We start from the raw sequence: 17,492 nt of genomic DNA on the forward strand, positions 1-17,492 counted from the left end.
GTGCCGCCTATCATGCGCGGATGCACGCCGACCTCCATCCCGCCGCCCCCGCTGCCGCGCCGCGCACCGTGCTCGGCGCCTGCCCGCATGACTGCCCCGACACCTGCTCGTTAGTCACCACCGTGCGGGACGGGCGCGCCGTGCGGCTCGCGGGCAACCCCGATCACCCGCACACCGCCGGCGTGCTGTGCACCAAGGTGAGCCGCTACCTGGAGCGGGTCTACCATCCCGGGCGCCTGCTCGAGCCGCTCAAGCGCGTCGGCCCCAAGGGCAGCGGGCGTTTCGTGCCGGTGTCGTGGGACGAGGCGCTGGACGAGATCGCCGCGCGGCTGCAGGCGATCGCGGCGCGCGACCCGCAGGCCATCCTGCCCTACAGCTACGCCGGCACGATGGGGCTGGTGCAGGGCGAGGCGATGGCGGCGCGCTTCTTCCATCGGCTCGGCACCTCGCGGCTGGAGCGCACCATCTGCGCCAGCGCCGGCGCGGTGGCGCTGGAGACGACGCTGGGCGCCAAGGTCGGCATGCCGGTGCAGGCGTTCGCGCACAGCCGCGTGATCCTGATCTGGGGCAGCCACAGCATCGCCAGCAACCTGCACTTCTGGCGCCATGCGCAGGAAGCCAAGCGCCGCGGCGCGCAGCTCGTCTGCATCGACCCGCGCCGCACCGAGACGGCCGAGAAGTGCCACCAGCACCTGGCCGTGCTGCCCGGCAGCGACGCGGCGCTGGCCTACGCGCTGATGCACGAGGCGTTCGCGCGCGGCTGGGCCGATCTGGACTACCTGCAGCGGCATACGCTGGGCTGGGAAGCGCTGCGCGCGCGGGCGCTGCAGTGGCCGCCTGCGCGCGCGGCTGCAGCGTGCGGCGTGCCCGCGGCGCAGATCGAGGCGCTGGCGCGCACGGTGGAGGCGGCGGTGCGCGCCGGCGAGCCGGTCGGCATTCGCCTCAACTACGGCATGCAGCGCACGCACGGCGGCGGCAACGCGGTGCGCGCGGTGGCCTGTCTGCCGGCGGTGTGGGGCGCCTGGCGGCACCGCGGCGGCGGGTTGCTGCTGTCGAGTTCCGGCACCTACCCGGTGCGCTGGGACGCGCTGCACCGCCCCGACCTGCTGGCGCGCAGCCCGTGCCCGCAGCCGCGCAGCGTCAACATGAGCACGATCGGCCAGGCGCTGCTGCACCCGGGTGACGCCGCCTTCGGCCCGCGCATCGAGGCGCTGGTCGTCTACGACAGCAACCCGGCGGCGGTGGCCCCCGAAGGCGGCCAGGTGCAGCGCGGGCTGCGCCGCGAGGATCTGTTCACCGTGGTGCTGGAGCAGTTCGCCACCGACACCGCCGACCTCGCGGACTTCGTGCTGCCGGCCACCACGCAGCTGGAGCACTGGGACATCCACCTCAGCTACGGCCACACCGACGTGCTGCTGAACCGCCCGGCCATCGAACCGCTCGGGCAGGCGCGGCCCAACACGGCGATCTTTCGCGCGCTGGCGCGGCGGCTGGGGTTCGACGAGCCGTGCTTCGCCGACGACGACCTGACGCTGTGCCGGCAGGCGTTTGGCGACGCGGTCGATTTCGAGGCCCTGCTGGCGCGCGGCTGGGTCAGCCTGCCCTGGCCCGAGGCGCCGTTTGCCGACGGCGGCTTTCCGACGCCGTCGGGCAAGTGCGAACTGGCCAGCCCGCGGCTGGCGGCGCTGGGGCTGGATCCGCTGCCGCAGGTGCTGCCGAACCACGAGCCGCCCGGAGCCGACTCGCGCTACCCGCTGGCGCTGATCACGCCGCCGGCGCGCCACTTCCTCAACTCCACCTTCGTCAACGTGGTGTCGCTGCGCGACGCCGAGGGCGAGCCGGCGCTGGAGATCCACGCCGACGACGCCGCGGCGCGCGGCATCGCCGACGGCGACTGGGTCGAGGTGTTCAACGACCGCGGCGCCTGCCGCCTGCGCGCCCGCGTCAACGGGCGGGCGCGGCCCGGCGTCGTGGTGGGGCTTGGCATCTGGTGGCGCAAGCTGAGCCCCGACGGCCGCAACGTCAACGAACTCACCAGCCAGGCGCTGACCGACCTGGGCGCGGCGCCGACCTTCTACGACTGCGCGGTGCAGGTGCGGCGCGTGGCCGCGCCGGCACGGGGCTGAGGGGCGCCGGCCGGGGCGCGATCAAGCCAGCGTGGCCACGAGGTCGGCGTAGCGCTGCATCGCCTCCTCGCGGCTCACGCCTTTGAGCTTGCTCCAGGCGTCCCACTTGGCGCGCGCCACGAGGTCGGTCAGGCTCGGCTTCGGGCTCGTGTTGTCGCCCTCGGTGGCCTGCTTGTAGAGGGCGTAGAGCTGCAGCAGCGTGGCGTTGTCCGGGCGCTCGGTGAGGGTCTTGACGCGCTGCAGCGCGGCGTCGAAAGCGGCTTGGGCGGGGGTCGAGGCAGGTGTCGTCATGGTGGGCAATGATACGAACGTTCGTTCGTTTGAGCAAACAAGCCTGCCGCCGAGCCATCCGCGTGCAGACAGGTTCCGGAGCGGCAGCGTGGGTGAAGCGTGCCGGCGGAAGACGGCGACACGTTCAACGGGCGCCAGCGTCGGGCTGCGACAGCCCGGGGATCGCCGGGTAGGCGTGCGGGGGCGGCGCGTGGCCCGTGCGCGCCGCCGGTGGCGCGGCCTTCGGCGGAGCCGGGGCAGCCGTGTCCGTCGCGCGCGGTGGAGCAGCCGGCACGGGCCGCGAAGCAGCGGGGTCGGCGTGGCGGGCGGCCTCGGCGCCGTAGCTGCGGCCGTCGATGCGCAGGCCGTGCAGCGACAGCTTCTGCGCCGTCTTGACGCCGACGCCCGGCACCCGCTGCTCGAAGTCGTCCCAGCCGGCAAACGGCCGCTGCGCGCGCGCCTCGACGATGCGCGCGGCCAGCACCGGGCCGATGCCGCGCACCGTCTGCAGCTCCGCGGCGCTGGCGCGGTTGGCCTCCACCTGCGCCCGCGCGCCAGCGGCCCAGCCCAGCAGCACCGCCACGACCACCGCGGTCACCCAGCCCCGCCCCTGTGCGCCCATGGCTCGCATCCCCCGTTTCTCGCGATCACGCCCGGTCAGGATACGGCGGTGTCCTGCGTTCGCCCATCCCCCGCTTGGGGGAGATCGACCGCGGGCCTGAGGGCGGACGCAGCCCGCGTCGCGGGGCCCGCGGCCGGCTCCCCGTGCCACAATCGGTGGCCGACCCGCCGCCCGCCCGCCCGTGGGCCGGGCCCCTGACGCTTCTTCCGCCTGCCATGACCATCCTCGTCACCGGCGGCGCCGGCTTCATCGGCGCCAACTTCGTCCTCGACTGGCTCGAACACCACGACGAGCCGGTCGTCAACCTCGACAAGCTGACCTACGCCGGCAACCTCGACAACCTGGCCAGCCTGCAGGGCGACGCGCGCCACGTCTTCGTGCGCGGCGACATCGGCGATCGCGCCCTGGTGGAGCGGCTGCTGCAGCAGCACCGTCCGCGCGCGGTGCTGAACTTCGCCGCCGAAAGCCACGTCGACCGCTCGATCCACGGCCCGGAGGACTTCATCCAGACCAACGTCGTCGGGACCTTTCGCCTGCTGGAGGCGGTGCGCGGCTACTGGAGCGGTCTGCCGCAGGAGGAGCGCGCGGCGTTTCGCTTCCTGCACGTCAGCACCGACGAGGTCTACGGCACGCTGGGCCCGGCCGATCCCCCGTTTGCCGAGACGCGCCGCTACGAGCCCAACAGCCCCTACAGCGCCAGCAAGGCTGCCAGCGACCACCTGGTGCGCGCCTGGCACCACACTTACGGGTTGCCGGCGCTGACCACCAACTGCTCCAACAACTACGGGCCGTTTCATTTCCCGGAAAAGCTGATCCCGCTGATGATCGTCCACGCGCTGGCGGGCCGGCCGCTGCCGGTCTACGGCGACGGCCGGCAGGTGCGCGACTGGCTCTACGTGCGCGACCACTGTGCCGCCATCCGCCGGGTGCTGCAGGCCGGCCAGCCCGGCCAGACCTACAACATCGGCGGCCGCAACGAGAAGACCAACCTCGAGGTCGTGCAGACCATCTGCGCGCTGCTGGACGAGCTGGCCCCGGCGCCGCGGCGCGGCGTGGCGGACGCGCGCACCGGCCGGCCGATCGAACGCTACGCCGAGCTGATCACGCACGTGCCGGATCGGCCCGGCCACGACCGGCGCTACGCCATCGACGCGCGCAAGATCGAGCGCGAGCTCGGCTGGCGCCCGGCGGAGACGTTCGACAGCGGCATCCGCAAGACCGTGCAGTGGTACCTCGACCACCCCGAATGGGTGGCGCGTGCGCAAAGCGGCGCCTACCGCGAATGGGTCGCGCGGCAGTATGGGATGGTGGCGGCATGAGCGCCCCGCGCCTGCTGCTGCTGGGGGCCCACGGCCAGGTCGGCTGGGAGCTGCAGCGCGCGCTGCAGCCGCTGGGCGAGGTGGTCGCGCTGGGGCGCACCGGCGGCGCCCATCCGGAAAGCGGCACCCCGCTCGTCGGCGACCTGCAGGATCTGGAGGGGCTGCGCCGGACGGTGGCGGCGCTCAAGCCGGCGGCGATCGTGAATGCCGCCGCCTACACCGCCGTGGACCAGGCCGAGCGCGAGGTCGCGCGAGCGCGGCGCATCAACGCCGAGGCCCCGGGCGCGCTGGCCGAGGCCGCGGCGGCCTGCGGCGCGTGGCTGATCCACTACGGCACCGACTACGTCTTCGACGGCGCCGGCGAGCGGCCGTGGCGCGAGGACGACGCGCCCGCGCCGCTGAACGTCTATGGCGCCACCAAGCTTGCCGGCGAGGAGGCCATCCGCGCCGCGTGGGGCCGCCACCTGATCCTGCGCACGCAGTGGGTCTATGGCGTGCGCGGCGGCAACTTCGCGAGCACGATGCTGCGGCTGGCGCGCGAACGCGAGCGCCTCACGGTCGTGGACGACCAGTGGGGCGCGCCCACCGGCGCCGACCTGATCGCCGACGTCACCGCGCACCTGCTGGCGCGCGTGCTGCGCGACCCTGACGCGGTACGGCTCGCCGGCACCTACCACCTGGCCGCCGCCGGCGCCACCACCTGGCACGGCTACGCCACCTTCCTCCTGGAGCAGGCGCGCGCACGCTGGCCCGACGCCGGCTGGCGCGTGCAGACCGTCGAGCCGATCCCCTCCAGCGCCTACCCGACGCCCGCGGCGCGTCCGCGCAACGGGCGGCTGGACACCGCACGCCTGCGCGCCACCTTCGGCCTCAACCTGCCGGACTGGCGCCTCGGCGTGGTGCGGTGGGTGCAGGGCTGGACGGCTTTGCCCTGATCTGCTTCATCATTCGCTTCGAACCGTTCCTGCCACATGGATTCGACATCCATCACGAGACAGGTTCCCTCGGGCCGCAAGGGCATCATCCTGGCCGGAGGCTCCGGCACCCGGCTGCACCCGGCCACGCTGGCGGTCAGCAAGCAGCTGCTGCCGGTCTACGACAAGCCGATGGTCTATTACCCGCTGGCCACGCTGATGCTGGCCGGCATCCGCGAGGTGCTGGTCATCAGCACGCCGCAGGACACGCCGCGCTTCGCGCAGCTGCTGGGCGACGGCAGCCAGTGGGGCATCAGCCTGCAGTACGCCGTGCAGCCCAGTCCCGACGGGCTGGCGCAGGCGTTCATCATCGGTGCCGATTTCCTCGCCGGTGCTCCCAGCGCGATGGTGCTGGGTGACAACATCTTCCACGGCCACGACCTGCAGCCCCTGCTGCGCACCGCCGACGCCCGCACGGAGGGCGCCACCGTGTTCGCCTACCACGTGCACGACCCCGAGCGCTACGGCGTGGTGGAGTTCGACGCGCAGGGCCGGGTGCTGTCGATCGAGGAAAAGCCCGCGCGCCCCAAGTCGAACTTCGCCGTCACCGGCTTGTATTTCTACGACGCCCAGGTGGTCGACATCGCGCGCACGGTGCAACCCAGCGCCCGCGGCGAGCTGGAGATCACCTCCGTCAACCAGGCGTATCTGGAGCGTGGCCAGCTCAACGTGCAGATCATGAAGCGCGGCTACGCGTGGCTGGACACCGGCACGCACGACAGCCTGCTGGAGGCCGGCCAGTTCATCGCCACGCTGGAGCGCCGCCAGGGTCTCAAGATCGCCTGCCCAGAGGAGATCGCCTGGCGCCAGGGCTGGATCGACGACGAGCAGCTGGCCCGGCTGGCGCAGCCGCTGGCCAAGAGCGGCTACGGCCGCTACCTGCTGGCGCTGCTGGGGGAGTGAGGCTGCCATGCCCTGCACCGTCACGCCCACCGCCATCCCCGGGGTGCTGCTGCTCGAGCCGCGCGTCTTCGGCGACGAGCGCGGTTTCTTCCTCGAAAGCTTCAACCAGCGCGACTTCGAGGCCGCCACCGGCCTGCGCGGCCTCGCGTTCGTGCAGGACAACCACAGCCGCAGCCGCCGCGGCGTGCTGCGCGGGCTGCACTACCAGCTGCCCCCACGGGCGCAGGGCAAGCTCGTGCGCGTGGCGCGCGGGGTGGTGTGGGACGTGGCGGTGGACATCCGGCGTGACTCACCGACCTTCGGCCGCTGGGTCGGCGTGGAGCTGTCGGACGCCAACCACCGCATGCTGTGGATCCCGCCGGGTCTGGCGCACGGCTTCGTCGTGCTCTCGGACGAGGCCGATTTCCTCTACAAGACCACCGACTACTACGCGCCGGAACTCGAGCGCTGCATTCGCTGGGACGACCCGCAGCTGGCGATCGAGTGGCCGCTGCAGGGGCTGCCGCAGGGGCCGTTGCTGTCGGCGAAGGACGCAGCCGCTCCGGGTCTGGCCGATCTGCCGGGCGAGGGCCTCAGCCCCTGACCCCCGCCAGATCCCGCAGCACCTCGACCTTGTCGGTGCGCTCCCAGGTGAACTCCGGCTCGTCGCGGCCGAAGTGGCCGTAGGCGGCGGTCTTGCCGTAGATGGGGCGCAGCAGGTCCAGCATCTGGATGATGCCCTTGGGGCGCAGGTCGAAGACCTCGCCGACGATCCTGGCGATCTGCTCGTCCGGGATGACGCCGGTGCCTTCGGTGTAGACGGTGACGTTGATCGGCCGCGCCACGCCGATGGCGTAGCTGACCTGGATCTGGCACTGGCGCGCCAGCCCCGCGGCGACGATGTTCTTGGCCACGTAGCGCGCGGCGTAGGCGGCGGAGCGGTCGACCTTGGTCGGGTCCTTGCCGCTGAAGGCGCCGCCGCCGTGCGGGCAGGCGCCGCCGTAGGTGTCGACGATGATCTTGCGTCCGGTCAGGCCGCAGTCGCCCTGCGGGCCGCCGATGACGAAGCGGCCGGTCGGGTTGATCAGGTAGCGCGTGTCGCGCAGCCACTCCTTGGGCAGCACCGGCTTGATGATCTCCTCGATGCAGGCCTCGATGAAGGCGGGCTTCATGTGCTTGCCGTCGCTCATCTCGGGGCTGTGCTGGGTGGACAGCACCACGGTGTCGATGCTGTGCGGGCGGCCGTCGACGTAGCGCATCGTGATCTGGCTCTTGGCGTCGGGGCGCAGGAAGGGCAGGCGGCCGTCCTTGCGCAGCTGCGCCTGGCGCTCGACGATGCGGTGCGCGTAGTAGATCGGCGCGGGCATGAGTTCCGGCGTCTCGTCGCAGGCGTAGCCGAACATCAGGCCCTGGTCGCCGGCGCCGGTGTTGAGGTAGTCGTCGCTGGCGTGATCGACGCCCTGCGCGATGTCGTTGCTCTGCTTGTCGTAGGCCACCAGCACCGCGCAGCCCTTGTAGTCGATGCCGTATTCGGTGTTGTCGTAGCCGATGCGCTTGATGGTGTCGCGCGCGACCTGGATGTAGTCCACGTGCGCGTTGGTGGTGATCTCGCCGGCCAGCACGACGAGGCCGGTGTTGCACAGCGTCTCGGCCGCGACGCGGCTGCGCGGGTCCTGCTCGAGGATGGCGTCGAGGATGGCGTCCGAGATCTGGTCGGCCACCTTGTCCGGGTGGCCTTCGGAGACGGATTCGCTGGTGAAGAGGAAGTCGTTCGCCATGGCGTCTACACTCCTTGGTCTGGTGGCTGCCGGCGTTGCGCCGGCCCCGGCAAGGGGTGGGATGGCGAACGCTTTAGCGGCATTTGTGAATCGCCCGCAAGTAGTTCGGTAACTCGGCGATGGGGCGGGGATTATATCCGGTGGATCGAAGGACGTGACGCAGCGGATCGTGCGGGCGCTGGTGGCGCTGCTGGCGTGGCTGCCGCTGCCGCTGGTGCAGGGGCTGGGCTGGCTGGGGGGGTGGGCGGCGTGGCTGGCCTCCGCCCCGTACCGGCGGCGCTGGCGCGCGCACACGCGGCTGGCGGGGCTGCGCGGCCGGGCGCGCTGGGCCTCGGTGGGCGCCGCGGGCCAGCAGGTGGCCGAGCTGCCGCGCCTGTGGTTCGGGCCACCGGTGCGCGTGGGCTGGGAGGGTGCCGCGCACATCGAGGCGGCGCTGGCGCAGCGGCGCGGCGTGCTGTTCCTGACGCCGCATCTGGGCTGCTTCGAGGTGACGCCGCGCGCCTACGCCGAGCGCTTCGGCGTGCCGCGCGGCGCGCCGATCACCGTGCTGTACCGGCCGTCGCGCCAGGCGGCGCTGGCGGCGCTGCTGCGGCAGGCGCGTCAGCGTCCCGGCATGGCGGCGGTGCCGACGACGCTGGCCGGGGTGCGGCAGCTGATGCAGGCGCTGCGCCGCGGCGAGGCGGTGGGCCTGCTGCCGGATCAGGTACCGCCGCTGGGGCAGGGGGTGTGGGCGCCGTTCTTCGGCCGGCCGGCCTACACGATGACGCTGGCGGCGCGGTTGGCGCAGCAGCCGGGCGTGCAGGTGCTGCTGGCGTGGGGGCAGCGCCTGCCGTGGGGGCGCGGCTACGTGGTGCACGTGCAGCCGTGGGCGCAGGTGATGGAGGAGCCGCTGGCGGCCGGCCCGGCCGAGGCGGCGGCGCAGATCAACCGCGCGATGGAGACGCTGATCCGGCGCTGTCCGCAGCAGTACCTGTGGGGCTACGCGCGCTACAAGGCGCCGCGGGATCCCGGCTGACGGCCGGGAACTGCCGCGGGGTCAGGCCGCCGGGGTGGCGGCGGCCGGGTGCGTCCACTGCCAAAGCCGTCGGGCCACCTCGTCGACGCCCTGGCGCTTGAGCGCGGAAAACAGCATCGCCTCGCCGCCGCGCGTCTGCAGCCGCGCGATCGACAGCGCCCGCTGCTGCTCCTGGCGCGAGAGCTTGTCGGCCTTGGTCAGCAGCACGAGGAAGTCGAGCCCCCGCTCGACGCGCGGGCGGATCAGCTCCAGCAGCGCCTCGTCCAGTTCGGTCAGACCCAGCCGCGCGTCGCACAGCAGCACCACCGCGCGCAAGTTGGGCCGGCTGACCAGGTAATCGGCCATCGTCTGCTGCCAGCGCCGCTTGGCGGCCTGCGGCACGGCGGCGTAGCCGTAGCCGGGCAGGTCGGCCAGCACGGCGTCGGTGGCGCCCTGGCGGCCCAGCGCGAACAGCACGATGCTTTGCGTGCGACCCGGCGTGCGCGAGGCAAACGCCAGCTGGCGCTGCTGCGCCAGCGTGTTGATGCAGGTGGACTTGCCGGCGTTGGAGCGGCCGACGAAGGCGATCTCGGGGGCCTGCAGCGGCGGCAGGTCGCGCAGCCGCGGCGCCTCGGTGAGGAAGCGCGCGGTGTGCAGCCAGGCCTGCAGGCGGCCGGGGGCCGGGAGCTCGGCGAGGTTCGGATCCATGGGCGGGCGGGGCGGGCAGGGTGGCGCATTGTAGAATCGAGTGCGTTTCGAAACCCGCGTGCGGGCCGTGCCATGGCCGCCAGCCGCAGCCTTGGCCCCATCCTGCCGCCGTCCGCCGTTTCCCTCGTCGCGACCACGCCATGAAAACCAACGCCCTGCTCCTCGGCGCCGCCCTGGCCGCCGCCCTCGCCTGGAACGCCCACGCGCAACCGGCGCAGCCGGACGTCAAGCGCGGCGCCACCCTGTACGGGCAGGTGTGCGTGGCCTGCCACGCCGCCGACGGCAACTCCACCACCGCGGCCAACCCCAAGCTGGCGCAGCAGCACCCGGAGTATCTGATCAAGCAGCTGCAGGAATACAAATCCGGAAAGCGCGCCAACGCGGTGATGGTGGGCTTTGCCAGCGCGCTGTCCGATCAGGACATGCGCGACATCGCCTACTGGCTGGCCAGCCAGAAGGCCAGCACCGGCGCGGCCACCGACGCCGAGAAGGTGCGGCTGGGCGAGCGCATTTACCGCGGCGGGCTGATGGACCGCCGCATCCCGGCCTGCGCCGGCTGCCATGGCCCCGCCGGCAGCGGCATCCCGGCCGAGTACCCGCGCCTGAGCGGCCAGCACGCCGAGTACACCGCCACGCAGCTCAAGCTGTTCCGCAGCAACGAGCGCGCCAACAGCAAGATGATGCACGAGATCGCGCGTTACCTCACCGACGTCGAGATCGCCGCGCTGGCGGACTACATCGCCGGGCTGCGCTGAGCCAGTGGGCCCTGGCCGGTGCGGGGAAATATCAGTCTCCGGTAATATTGGGGCTGCCACGCGCGGACGCGGCTGCGGAACCTTCGCGAGCGCGCCCCCTCTGAGAGCAGGCAGGTCCGTGGCGGGCCTGCCTTTTTTGTCGAGCGACGCATGAGCGCCTCCACCGCCGGCATCGAGCTGCCCCGAGCCCACCGCCGCCTGGCCGCGGCGGTGGAGCTGCTGTCGTCGATGCGCTTCGCCATCGCGCTGCTGACGGTCATCTGCATCGCCTCCATCGTCGGCACGGTGCTCAAGCAGCACGAGCCGGTCAACAACTACGTCAACCAGTTCGGGCCGTTCTGGTACGAGGTGTTCGCGACGCTGGACCTGTATTCGGTCTACAGCGCGTGGTGGTTCCTGCTGATCCTGGCGTTCCTGGTGGTCAGCACCTCGCTGTGCATCGTGCGCAACACGCCCAAGATCCTGGCGGATTTGCGCCAATTCAAGGAACACGTGCGCGAGCAGAGCCTGCAGGCGTTTCACCACAAAGCCGAAAGCCAGTTGTCCGAGGCGCCGCGCGCCGCCGCCGAGCGCATCGGGCAAGCGCTGCTGGCGCGTGGCTGGAAGGTGCGGCTGCAGGCGCGCGAGACGCCCGCTGGCACTGGCTGGATGGTGGCGGCCAAGGCCGGCGCGGCCAACAAGCTGGGGTATCTGGCGGCGCACGCGGCCATCGTCATCATCTGCATCGGCGGGCTGCTCGACGGCGACCTGATGGTGCGGATGCAGCTGTGGTTTGGCGGCAAAGAGCCGTTTCGCGGTGGCGGGCTGATCGCCGAAGTGCCCGAAAAACACCGCCTGAGCGACGCCAACCCGACCTTCCGCGGCAACCTGCTGGTCACCGAGGGCACGCGCGCCGGCATCGCGGTGCTGCAGCAGCCCGAGGGCGTGGTGCTGCAGGAGCTGCCGTTCGAGGTCGAGCTGAAGAAGTTCATCGTCGAGTACTACGACACCGGCATGCCGCGGCTGTTTGCCAGCGACATCGTCATCCACGACCGCTACACCGGCGAGGCGCGTCCGGCGCGGGTGGAGGTCAACCACCCGGTGGAGCATCGCGGCATCCAGATCTACCAGTCCAGCTTCGACGACGGGGGGTCGCTGGTCAAGCTGCGCGCGCTGCCGATGGGGGCGGCGGTGCGGCCGTTCGAGGTGCAGGGCCGCATCGGCGAGGCCACGACGCTGACCAACGGGCAGGAGCGCCTGCGGCTGGAGTTCACCGGGCTGCGCGTCATCAACGTGGAAAACATGTCGGCGGCTTCGGGCGGCAGCGGCGCCGACGTGCGCAAGGTGGACCTGCGCCAGGCGATCGAGGCGCGCCTTGGCGCCGGCAACAAGACGGTCAAGGAGCGCGAGCTGCGCAACGTCGGCCCCAGCGTCACCTACAAGCTGCGCGACGAAGCGGGGCAGGCGCGCGAATTCCACAACTACATGCTGCCGATCGACTTGGACGGCCAGCGCGTGTATCTGCTTGGCGTGCGCGAGACGCCGCAAGAGCCATTCCGCTACCTGCGCGTGCCGGTGGACGAGCGCGACGGATTGGACGGCTTCATCCGCCTGCGGGCGGCGCTGGCGGACACCGGCCTTCGGCGCCTGGCGGCGCAGCGCTACGTGGCGCAGGCCGCCGGCGACCAGCCGGAAGGCGTGCGCACGGCGCTGCTGGGCTCGGCGCAGCGCGCGATCGATTTGTTTGCCGGCGACGATCCTGAAATCGAGCGGCTGCCGCGCGGCGAGGCCCCGCGCCTGGGCGGTCTGCTGGCGCTGTCGGCGTTCATGGAGGCCAACATCCCCGAGGGCGAGCGCGAGCGCTTCGGCGACGTGCTGCTGCGCATCCTGAACGGCACGCTGTTCGAGCTGTACCAGCTCAGCCGCGCCCAGGCCGGCCTGCCGCCCGCGGCGCGCGACGAGGCCACCGCCGCCTTCATGACGCAGGCGGTGCTGGCGCTGTCGGATGCGTTCTTCTACCCGGCGCCGCTGGTGCTGCAGCTGGCCGACTTCGAGCAGGTGCAGGCCAGCGTGTTCCAGGTCGCGCGCGCGCCGGGCAAGACGATCGTCTACATCGGCTGCGTGTTGCTGATCGTCGGCATCTTTGCCATGCTGTACGTGCGCGAGCGGCGGCTCTGGGTATGGCTGGCCCCCGGCGGCGCCGGCGCACGCGCGCTGATGGCGCTGTCGAGCAACCGCAAGCTGCTGGACAACGACCGCGAATTCGACACCCTCAAGGGGCTGCTGACCCCGACCCAGGCGCAGGAGACGGCACGATGAGCACCGCGACGCAGACAATCGACCTCAAGCTGGCCGGCGACCAGACCCCCGGCTGGCGCGGCTGGCTGGCCCGCCGCACGGCGTGGGACTGGCTCTACGCCCTGTTGGCCGTCGCAGGCGCCGCGGTGGCGCTGTGGCAGTGGGGCCACGCGATGGACGGCTACGAGCGGGCGATTCTGATCGGCGCCGTGCCGAGCCTGATCGCGCTGGCGTGGTTCTGGCGCCCGGTGCAGCCGCTCACGGTGGTGGTGGCGGTGCTGTCGCTGCTGGCCATCGCGCTGTATCAGGTGGACGGGCGCGCCGACCTGGCGCGCGCCGAGCAGGTGTTCCTGCTGAAGTACTTCCTCTCCAGCCAGTCGGCGATCCTGTGGATGAGCGTGCTGTTCTTCATGAGCACGGTGTTCTACTGGATCGGGCTGCTGGCGCCGCGCGGGGGCGAGGCGGCCGAGCGCCTGGGCTCGCGCATCGCCTGGGTGGCGGTGACGCTGGCGCTGACCGGCACGATGGTGCGCTGGTACGAGAGCCACCAGATCGGCCCCGGCATCGGCCACATCCCGGTCAGCAACCTGTACGAGGTGTTCGTTCTGTTCGCGTGGCTGACGGCGGCGTACTACCTGTACTACGAGGATCGCTACCAGACGCGGCGCATGGGGGCGTTCGCGATGCTGATCGTCAGTGCCGCGGTGGGCTTTCTGCTGTGGTACACGGTGGTGCGCGAGGCGCATCAGATCCAGCCGCTGGTGCCGGCGCTGCAGAGCTGGTGGATGAAGCTGCACGTGCCGGCCAACTTCATCGGCTACGGCACGTTCGCCATCGCGGCGATGCTGGCGTTTGCCTACCTGATCAAGCAAAGCGCCGGCGAGACGAGCTGGGTCAAGCTCGCGCCGCTGTGGCTGCTGGGCATCGTGCTGTGCTTCGAGCCGCTGGTGTTTCGCCGCGGCGCCGCCGAGCAGGGCGCGAGCTACTGGTTCATCTATTTTGGCGTGTCGGCGCTGATCGTCGGCGGCATTCTGGCGGCGCGGCGGCGCATCGCCGAGCGGCTGCCGAGCCTGCAGGTGCTCGACGACGTGATGTACAAGGCGATCGCCGTGGGCTTTGCCTTCTTCACCATCGCCACCGTGCTGGGCGCGCTGTGGGCGGCGGAGGCCTGGGGCGGCTACTGGAGCTGGGACCCGAAGGAGACCTGGGCGCTGATCGTCTGGCTCAACTACGCGGCGTGGCTGCACATGCGCCTGATCAAGGGCCTGCGCGGCACGGTGGCGGCGTGGTGGGCGCTGGCGGGGCTGGGCGTGACGACCTTTGCCTTCCTCGGCGTCAACATGTTCCTGAGCGGCCTGCACAGCTACGGCGCGCTATGATCCGGCAGGGGTGGCCCCGATGCAGCCGCGGCCCAGCGAGATCACGCCACGGGCGATCGTGGAAAACCGTCGCCAGTGGTTGCAGCGCGCGGGCTGGGTGACGGCGGGGGCAGCCGGTGCGGCGCTCGCTCCGGCCGCTTGGGCGACGGCGTCCGGCCCGGCGGGCCGGCCCGGGCAGCGCCCGCCATTGGCGGCCCGGCCCAGCGCCGTCGCCGGTGCCCACGCGCCCGAGCCGCCGACGCCCTACGAGCTGGTCACCGGCTACAACAACTTCTACGAGTTCGGCACCGACAAGGAAGACCCCGCACGGCTCGCGCACCGCATGCGGCTGCGGCCGTGGACGGTGCAGGTGGACGGGCTGGTGGCGCGGCCGCTGACGCTGGATCTGGACGCGCTGCTGAAGCTCGCTCCGATGGAGGAGCGCCTCTACCGCCTGCGCTGCGTGGAGGGCTGGTCGATGGTGATCCCGTGGGTCGGCTATTCGCTGTCGGCGCTGATCGAGCACGCACGGCCGCTGGGCAGCGCCAAGTTCGTCGAATTTCACAGTCTGGCCGACCGCGAGACGATGCCCGGCCTGCGCTCCAGCGTGCTGCTGTGGCCCTACGTGGAAGGGCTGCGGATGGACGAGGCGCGCCATCCGCTGACGCTGCTGGCCTTCGGTCTGTACGGCGAGCTGCTGCCGCCGCAGAACGGCGCGCCGCTGCGCCTGGTGGTGCCGTGGAAGTACGGCTTCAAGAGCGCCAAGTCCATCGTGCGCATCCGCTTCGTCGAACGCCAGCCGGCCACCGCCTGGAGCGTGGCCGCGCCGCACGAGTACGGCTTCTACGCCAACGTCAACCCGGACGTGCCGCACCCACGCTGGAGCCAAGCCACCGAGCGGCGGCTGGGGCAGGGCGGGCTGTGGGCGCCGCGTCTGAAGACGCAGCCGTTCAACGGCTACGCCGAGCAGGTGGCCGGGCTGTACGCCGGCATGGACCTGCGGCGCTTCTACTGACGTGGACCGCTGGCTGCGCGCGGCCAAGCCCTGGGCGCTGCTGCTGCTGGCGGGCCCGGCGGTGTGGCTGTGGGGGCTGGCGCTGGCCGACCGCCTCGGCGCCAACCCGGCCGAGGCGTTGATCCGCGGCCTGGGCCTGTGGGCGCTGCGGCTGCTGTGGCTGACGCTGCTGGTCACCCCACTGCGGCTACTGACCGGCTGGTCGGCGCTGGCCGGCTGGCGGCGCGGGCTGGGGCTGTGGGCGTTTGGCTACGCGTTGTTGCACCTGCTGGCCTATGCGTGGCTCGATCAGGGTGGCGATCTGGTCGCCATCGCGCGCGACGTGGCGCAGCGGCCGTTCATCCTCGTCGGCGCGGTGGCGGTGCTGCTGCTGGTGCCACTGGCGGCGACCTCGTTCGACGCCGCGATCCGGCGTCTGGGGGCGCGGTGCTGGCGCGCGCTGCACCGGCTGGTGTATGCGGTGGCGCTGCTCGCGCTGCTGCACTGGTTCTGGATGCGCAGCGGCAAGCGCCTGTGGGGCGAGGTGGCGGTGTATGGCGCGCTGCTGGCGCTGCTGCTGGGCTGGCGGCTGCGCGCCGCGGTCAGTCGAGCGCGAGCGCGCGCTCCTGCCGCCACAGGTCGGCCACCGTCTCGCGCGCGCGGATGAGCTGCGCGCGCGCGCCGCTGACCAGCACCTCGGCCGCCTTGCCGCGCGTGTTGTAGTGGCTGGCCATGCTCATGCAGTAGGCGCCGGCCGAACCGACGGCGAGCAGATCGCCCGGCTGCGCGGCCAGTTCCCGGTCGCGCCCCAGCCAGTCGCCGCTTTCGCACACCGGGCCGACGACGTCCCACATCCGCGCGGGGGCGTCCGTGCGCGGCCGCACCGGCACGATGGCGTGCCAGGCTCCGTACATGGCCGGGCGCGGCAGGTCGTTCATCGCCGCGTCGACGATCAGGAAGTTCCTGGCTGCGCCGGGCTTGGCGTGGAGCACCTCGGTGACGCAGAGGCCGGCGTTGCCGACCAGCGAGCGCCCCGGCTCGAACAGCAGCCGACGCCGGCCGTGGCCGCGCGCGTCCAGCCGCGCCAGCAGCGCGCCCACCAGCGCCGGCGGCGTCGGCGGGGTTTCCCCGTGGTAGTCGATGCCGAGCCCCCCGCCCAGGTCCAGGTGGTGCAGCGCGATGCCCTCGGCCTCGATCGCCTCCACGAGGTCGAGCACACGCTCCAGCGCGTCGAGGTACGGCTCCACGGTGGTGATCTGCGAGCCGATGTGGCAGTCGATGCCGACCACGCGCAGCCCCGGCAGGCGGGCGGCGTGGCGGTAGGCGGCCAGCGCCTCGTCGTGCGCGATGCCGAACTTGTTGTCGCGCAGGCCGGTGGAGATGTAGGGGTGGGTGCGCGCGTCGACGTCCGGGTTGACGCGCAGGCTCACCGGCGCCTGCACGCCCAGCTCGCGCGCCACCGCATCCAGCACGTCGAGCTCGCCGACGCTTTCCACGTTGAAGCAGCCGATGCCGGCCTGTAGCGCCGCGCGCATCTCGGCGCGCGTCTTGCCCACGCCCGAAAAGACGATGCGCTCGGGGGGCACGCCGGCGCGCAGCGCGCGCGCCAGCTCGCCACCGGAGACGATGTCGGCGCCGCAGCCCGCGCGCGCCAGCGCCTGCACGATCGCCAGCGTCGAGTTGGCCTTCAGCGCGTAGCACACCAGCGCGTCGCGGCCGGCCAGCGCCTGCTGCCACGCGCCGGCGGCGGTGCGCAGCGCCGCGAGCGAATAGACGAACAGGGGCGTGCCGTGCTCGCGCGCCAGCGCCGCCACCGGCAGCTCCTCCACCCACAGCTCGCCGTCGCGGTAGTGGAAGAACGGCGCGCCGGGCAGCGCGGCAGGGTCAGCGTGGGCCATCGGGGCGGTGGGCGGTGTCATGCGGGGCGGGGGCGGCCTGGGCGGGCGCCGTGGCCGCGGGCGGCAGCGTCAGCGGCCCCTTCTGGCCACATCCCGTCAGGGTCATGGCCAAGGCGGTCGCCAGCGCCCGTGCGGCGCGGCCTACAATGAGCTTCCCAAGCATGGCGGCGATTCTAGCGATGACCGACACCGAATACCTCGACCGGGCCGAAGCGGTGCTCAAGGCGGTGGAGCTGAACTGCGACCGCCTCAACGAGGAGACCGACGCCGACATCGACAACCAGCGCGTCGGCGGCATGGTGACGCTGACCTTCCGCAACGGCAGCCAGATCGTCATCAACCTGCAAAAGCCCCTGCACGAGATCTGGATGGCGTCGCGTTCCGGCGGTTACCACTACCGCTTCGACGGCGCGCGCTGGATGGACACCAAGGGCGCCGGCGAGTTCTTCGCGCACCTGTCGCGCGAGGCCTCGGCGCAGGCGGGCGTGCCGCTGACGTTCCGTCCCTGAGCCGCGGCGGCGCCCGGCGGCGCGGTGC

The 17,492-nt window shown here is 72.2% G+C and carries 18 protein-coding genes; 12 read left to right on the forward strand and 6 right to left on the reverse strand.

All coding sequences use genetic code 11. The annotated features are described in order from the left end of the window. Positions 1-20: 20 nt before the first annotated feature. Positions 21-2,126: a molybdopterin-containing oxidoreductase family protein gene (locus Tsedi_RS06095; protein WP_143894690.1), complete on the forward strand. Its 2,106-nt coding sequence runs from the start codon at positions 21-23 to the stop codon at positions 2,124-2,126. 21 nt (positions 2,127-2,147) lie between these two features. Here Tsedi_RS06095 and Tsedi_RS06100 read toward each other — a convergent pair whose 3' ends face one another. Both Tsedi_RS06100 and Tsedi_RS06105 read right to left on the reverse strand, forming a co-directional pair. Further along, entirely contained in the window at positions 2,148-2,417 is a 270-nt protein-coding gene (locus Tsedi_RS06100; protein WP_143894692.1) for an acyl-CoA-binding protein, read from the reverse strand. Positions 2,418-2,541: 124 nt separating this feature from the next. Further along, positions 2,542-3,027 (reverse strand): ComEA family DNA-binding protein, encoded by a 486-nt coding sequence (locus Tsedi_RS06105; RefSeq protein WP_143894694.1) that lies wholly within the window; start codon positions 3,025-3,027, stop codon positions 2,542-2,544. A gap of 206 nt (positions 3,028-3,233) precedes the next feature. On the opposite strand from Tsedi_RS06105, the gene rfbB reads away from it, so the two are divergent. The 4 genes from rfbB to rfbC are packed head-to-tail and all read left to right on the forward strand — an operon-like array spanning position 3,234 to position 6,797. After that, entirely contained in the window at positions 3,234-4,337 is a 1,104-nt protein-coding gene (rfbB, locus tag Tsedi_RS06110) for a dTDP-glucose 4,6-dehydratase (protein WP_143894696.1), read from the forward strand. Then, positions 4,334-5,272, forward strand: a complete 939-nt coding sequence (gene rfbD, locus Tsedi_RS06115) for a dTDP-4-dehydrorhamnose reductase (RefSeq protein ID WP_143894698.1) — start codon at positions 4,334-4,336, stop codon at positions 5,270-5,272. Before rfbB ends, rfbD begins: the two co-directional genes overlap by 4 nt. 36 nt (positions 5,273-5,308) lie before the next feature. Then, positions 5,309-6,214 carry a glucose-1-phosphate thymidylyltransferase RfbA gene (gene rfbA / locus Tsedi_RS06120; RefSeq protein WP_143894700.1) on the forward strand — a complete coding sequence of 302 codons (906 nt, stop codon included), beginning with the start codon at positions 5,309-5,311 and terminating at the stop codon, positions 6,212-6,214. A 7-nt stretch (positions 6,215-6,221) separates the two neighbouring features. Further along, the gene (rfbC, locus tag Tsedi_RS06125) at positions 6,222-6,797 is read left to right on the forward strand and encodes a dTDP-4-dehydrorhamnose 3,5-epimerase (RefSeq protein ID WP_143894703.1); all 576 of its coding nucleotides are present in this window, start codon (positions 6,222-6,224) and stop codon (positions 6,795-6,797) included. Here the strand turns inward: rfbC and metK are convergent. Then, positions 6,787-7,971: a methionine adenosyltransferase gene (gene metK, locus Tsedi_RS06130; protein ID WP_143894704.1), complete on the reverse strand. Its 1,185-nt coding sequence runs from the start codon at positions 7,969-7,971 to the stop codon at positions 6,787-6,789. The genes rfbC and metK overlap by 11 nt on opposite strands. Before the next feature lie 154 nt (positions 7,972-8,125). Between metK and Tsedi_RS06135 the strand changes: the two genes are divergently transcribed. Next, the gene (locus Tsedi_RS06135) at positions 8,126-8,986 is read left to right on the forward strand and encodes a lysophospholipid acyltransferase family protein (protein WP_246099192.1); all 861 of its coding nucleotides are present in this window, start codon (positions 8,126-8,128) and stop codon (positions 8,984-8,986) included. 21 nt (positions 8,987-9,007) lie between these two features. Here Tsedi_RS06135 and yihA read toward each other — a convergent pair whose 3' ends face one another. Continuing rightward, on the reverse strand, positions 9,008-9,673 hold the full coding sequence (gene yihA / locus Tsedi_RS06140; RefSeq protein WP_143894707.1) for a ribosome biogenesis GTP-binding protein YihA/YsxC: 666 nt from the start codon (positions 9,671-9,673) through the stop codon (positions 9,008-9,010). Positions 9,674-9,813: 140 nt separating this feature from the next. Here yihA and Tsedi_RS06145 point away from each other — a divergent pair, with 140 nt between their 5' ends. The 5 genes from Tsedi_RS06145 (at position 9,814) to Tsedi_RS06165 (ending at position 15,724) form a co-directional block, all read left to right on the forward strand. Then, positions 9,814-10,428 (forward strand): c-type cytochrome, encoded by a 615-nt coding sequence (locus Tsedi_RS06145; RefSeq protein WP_143894709.1) that lies wholly within the window; start codon positions 9,814-9,816, stop codon positions 10,426-10,428. A 150-nt stretch (positions 10,429-10,578) separates the two neighbouring features. After that, positions 10,579-12,726 carry a cytochrome c biogenesis protein ResB gene (locus Tsedi_RS06150; RefSeq protein WP_143894711.1) on the forward strand — a complete coding sequence of 716 codons (2,148 nt, stop codon included), beginning with the start codon at positions 10,579-10,581 and terminating at the stop codon, positions 12,724-12,726. Then, positions 12,723-14,084 carry a c-type cytochrome biogenesis protein CcsB gene (gene ccsB, locus Tsedi_RS06155; protein ID WP_143894712.1) on the forward strand — a complete coding sequence of 454 codons (1,362 nt, stop codon included), beginning with the start codon at positions 12,723-12,725 and terminating at the stop codon, positions 14,082-14,084. The genes Tsedi_RS06150 and ccsB overlap by 4 nt, the downstream gene beginning before the upstream one ends. Positions 14,085-14,103: 19 nt before the next feature. Then, positions 14,104-15,078, forward strand: a complete 975-nt coding sequence (msrP, locus tag Tsedi_RS06160; protein ID WP_143894714.1) for a protein-methionine-sulfoxide reductase catalytic subunit MsrP — start codon at positions 14,104-14,106, stop codon at positions 15,076-15,078. Between the two features lies 1 nt (position 15,079). Beyond that, positions 15,080-15,724, forward strand: coding sequence for a protein-methionine-sulfoxide reductase heme-binding subunit MsrQ (locus Tsedi_RS06165; protein ID WP_143894717.1), 645 nt, complete (start codon positions 15,080-15,082; stop codon positions 15,722-15,724). Here the strand turns inward: Tsedi_RS06165 and lysA are convergent. Further along, entirely contained in the window at positions 15,660-16,955 is a 1,296-nt protein-coding gene (gene lysA / locus Tsedi_RS06170; RefSeq protein ID WP_143894719.1) for a diaminopimelate decarboxylase, read from the reverse strand. The two genes, Tsedi_RS06165 and lysA, sit on opposite strands and share 65 nt — an antisense overlap. Beyond that, complete coding sequence (gene lptM, locus Tsedi_RS12460; protein ID WP_342781093.1) at positions 16,942-17,253, reverse strand: LPS translocon maturation chaperone LptM; 312 nt, start codon at positions 17,251-17,253, stop codon at positions 16,942-16,944. Before lptM ends, lysA begins: the two co-directional genes overlap by 14 nt. On the opposite strand from lptM, the gene cyaY reads away from it, so the two are divergent. Then, positions 17,135-17,464, forward strand: a complete 330-nt coding sequence (gene cyaY, locus Tsedi_RS06180) for an iron donor protein CyaY (protein ID WP_143894722.1) — start codon at positions 17,135-17,137, stop codon at positions 17,462-17,464. The genes lptM and cyaY overlap by 119 nt on opposite strands. Positions 17,465-17,492 lie beyond the last annotated feature (28 nt).

Source organism: Tepidimonas sediminis, from assembly GCF_007556605.1.
Lineage (GTDB): Bacteria > Pseudomonadota > Gammaproteobacteria > Burkholderiales > Burkholderiaceae_C > Tepidimonas > Tepidimonas sediminis.

Excerpts from the sequence above, each read along its gene's own strand:
- Tsedi_RS06095 (WP_143894690.1), top strand. The coding sequence starts at position 21 with ATGCACGCCGACCTCCATCCCGCCGCCCCCGCTGCCGCGCCGCGCACC.
- Tsedi_RS06100 (WP_143894692.1), bottom strand. The coding sequence starts at position 2,417 with ATGACGACACCTGCCTCGACCCCCGCCCAAGCCGCTTTCGACGCCGCG.
- Tsedi_RS06105 (WP_143894694.1), bottom strand. The coding sequence starts at position 3,027 with ATGCGAGCCATGGGCGCACAGGGGCGGGGCTGGGTGACCGCGGTGGTC.
- rfbB (WP_143894696.1), top strand. The coding sequence starts at position 3,234 with ATGACCATCCTCGTCACCGGCGGCGCCGGCTTCATCGGCGCCAACTTC.
- rfbD (WP_143894698.1), top strand. The coding sequence starts at position 4,334 with ATGAGCGCCCCGCGCCTGCTGCTGCTGGGGGCCCACGGCCAGGTCGGC.
- rfbA (WP_143894700.1), top strand. The coding sequence starts at position 5,309 with ATGGATTCGACATCCATCACGAGACAGGTTCCCTCGGGCCGCAAGGGC.
- rfbC (WP_143894703.1), top strand. The coding sequence starts at position 6,222 with ATGCCCTGCACCGTCACGCCCACCGCCATCCCCGGGGTGCTGCTGCTC.
- metK (WP_143894704.1), bottom strand. The coding sequence starts at position 7,971 with ATGGCGAACGACTTCCTCTTCACCAGCGAATCCGTCTCCGAAGGCCAC.
- yihA (WP_143894707.1), bottom strand. The coding sequence starts at position 9,673 with ATGGATCCGAACCTCGCCGAGCTCCCGGCCCCCGGCCGCCTGCAGGCC.
- Tsedi_RS06145 (WP_143894709.1), top strand. The coding sequence starts at position 9,814 with ATGAAAACCAACGCCCTGCTCCTCGGCGCCGCCCTGGCCGCCGCCCTC.
- Tsedi_RS06150 (WP_143894711.1), top strand. The coding sequence starts at position 10,579 with ATGAGCGCCTCCACCGCCGGCATCGAGCTGCCCCGAGCCCACCGCCGC.
- ccsB (WP_143894712.1), top strand. The coding sequence starts at position 12,723 with ATGAGCACCGCGACGCAGACAATCGACCTCAAGCTGGCCGGCGACCAG.
- msrP (WP_143894714.1), top strand. The coding sequence starts at position 14,104 with ATGCAGCCGCGGCCCAGCGAGATCACGCCACGGGCGATCGTGGAAAAC.
- lysA (WP_143894719.1), bottom strand. The coding sequence starts at position 16,955 with ATGGCCCACGCTGACCCTGCCGCGCTGCCCGGCGCGCCGTTCTTCCAC.
- cyaY (WP_143894722.1), top strand. The coding sequence starts at position 17,135 with ATGACCGACACCGAATACCTCGACCGGGCCGAAGCGGTGCTCAAGGCG.
- lptM (WP_342781093.1), bottom strand. The coding sequence starts at position 17,253 with ATGCCGCCGACGCGCTGGTTGTCGATGTCGGCGTCGGTCTCCTCGTTG.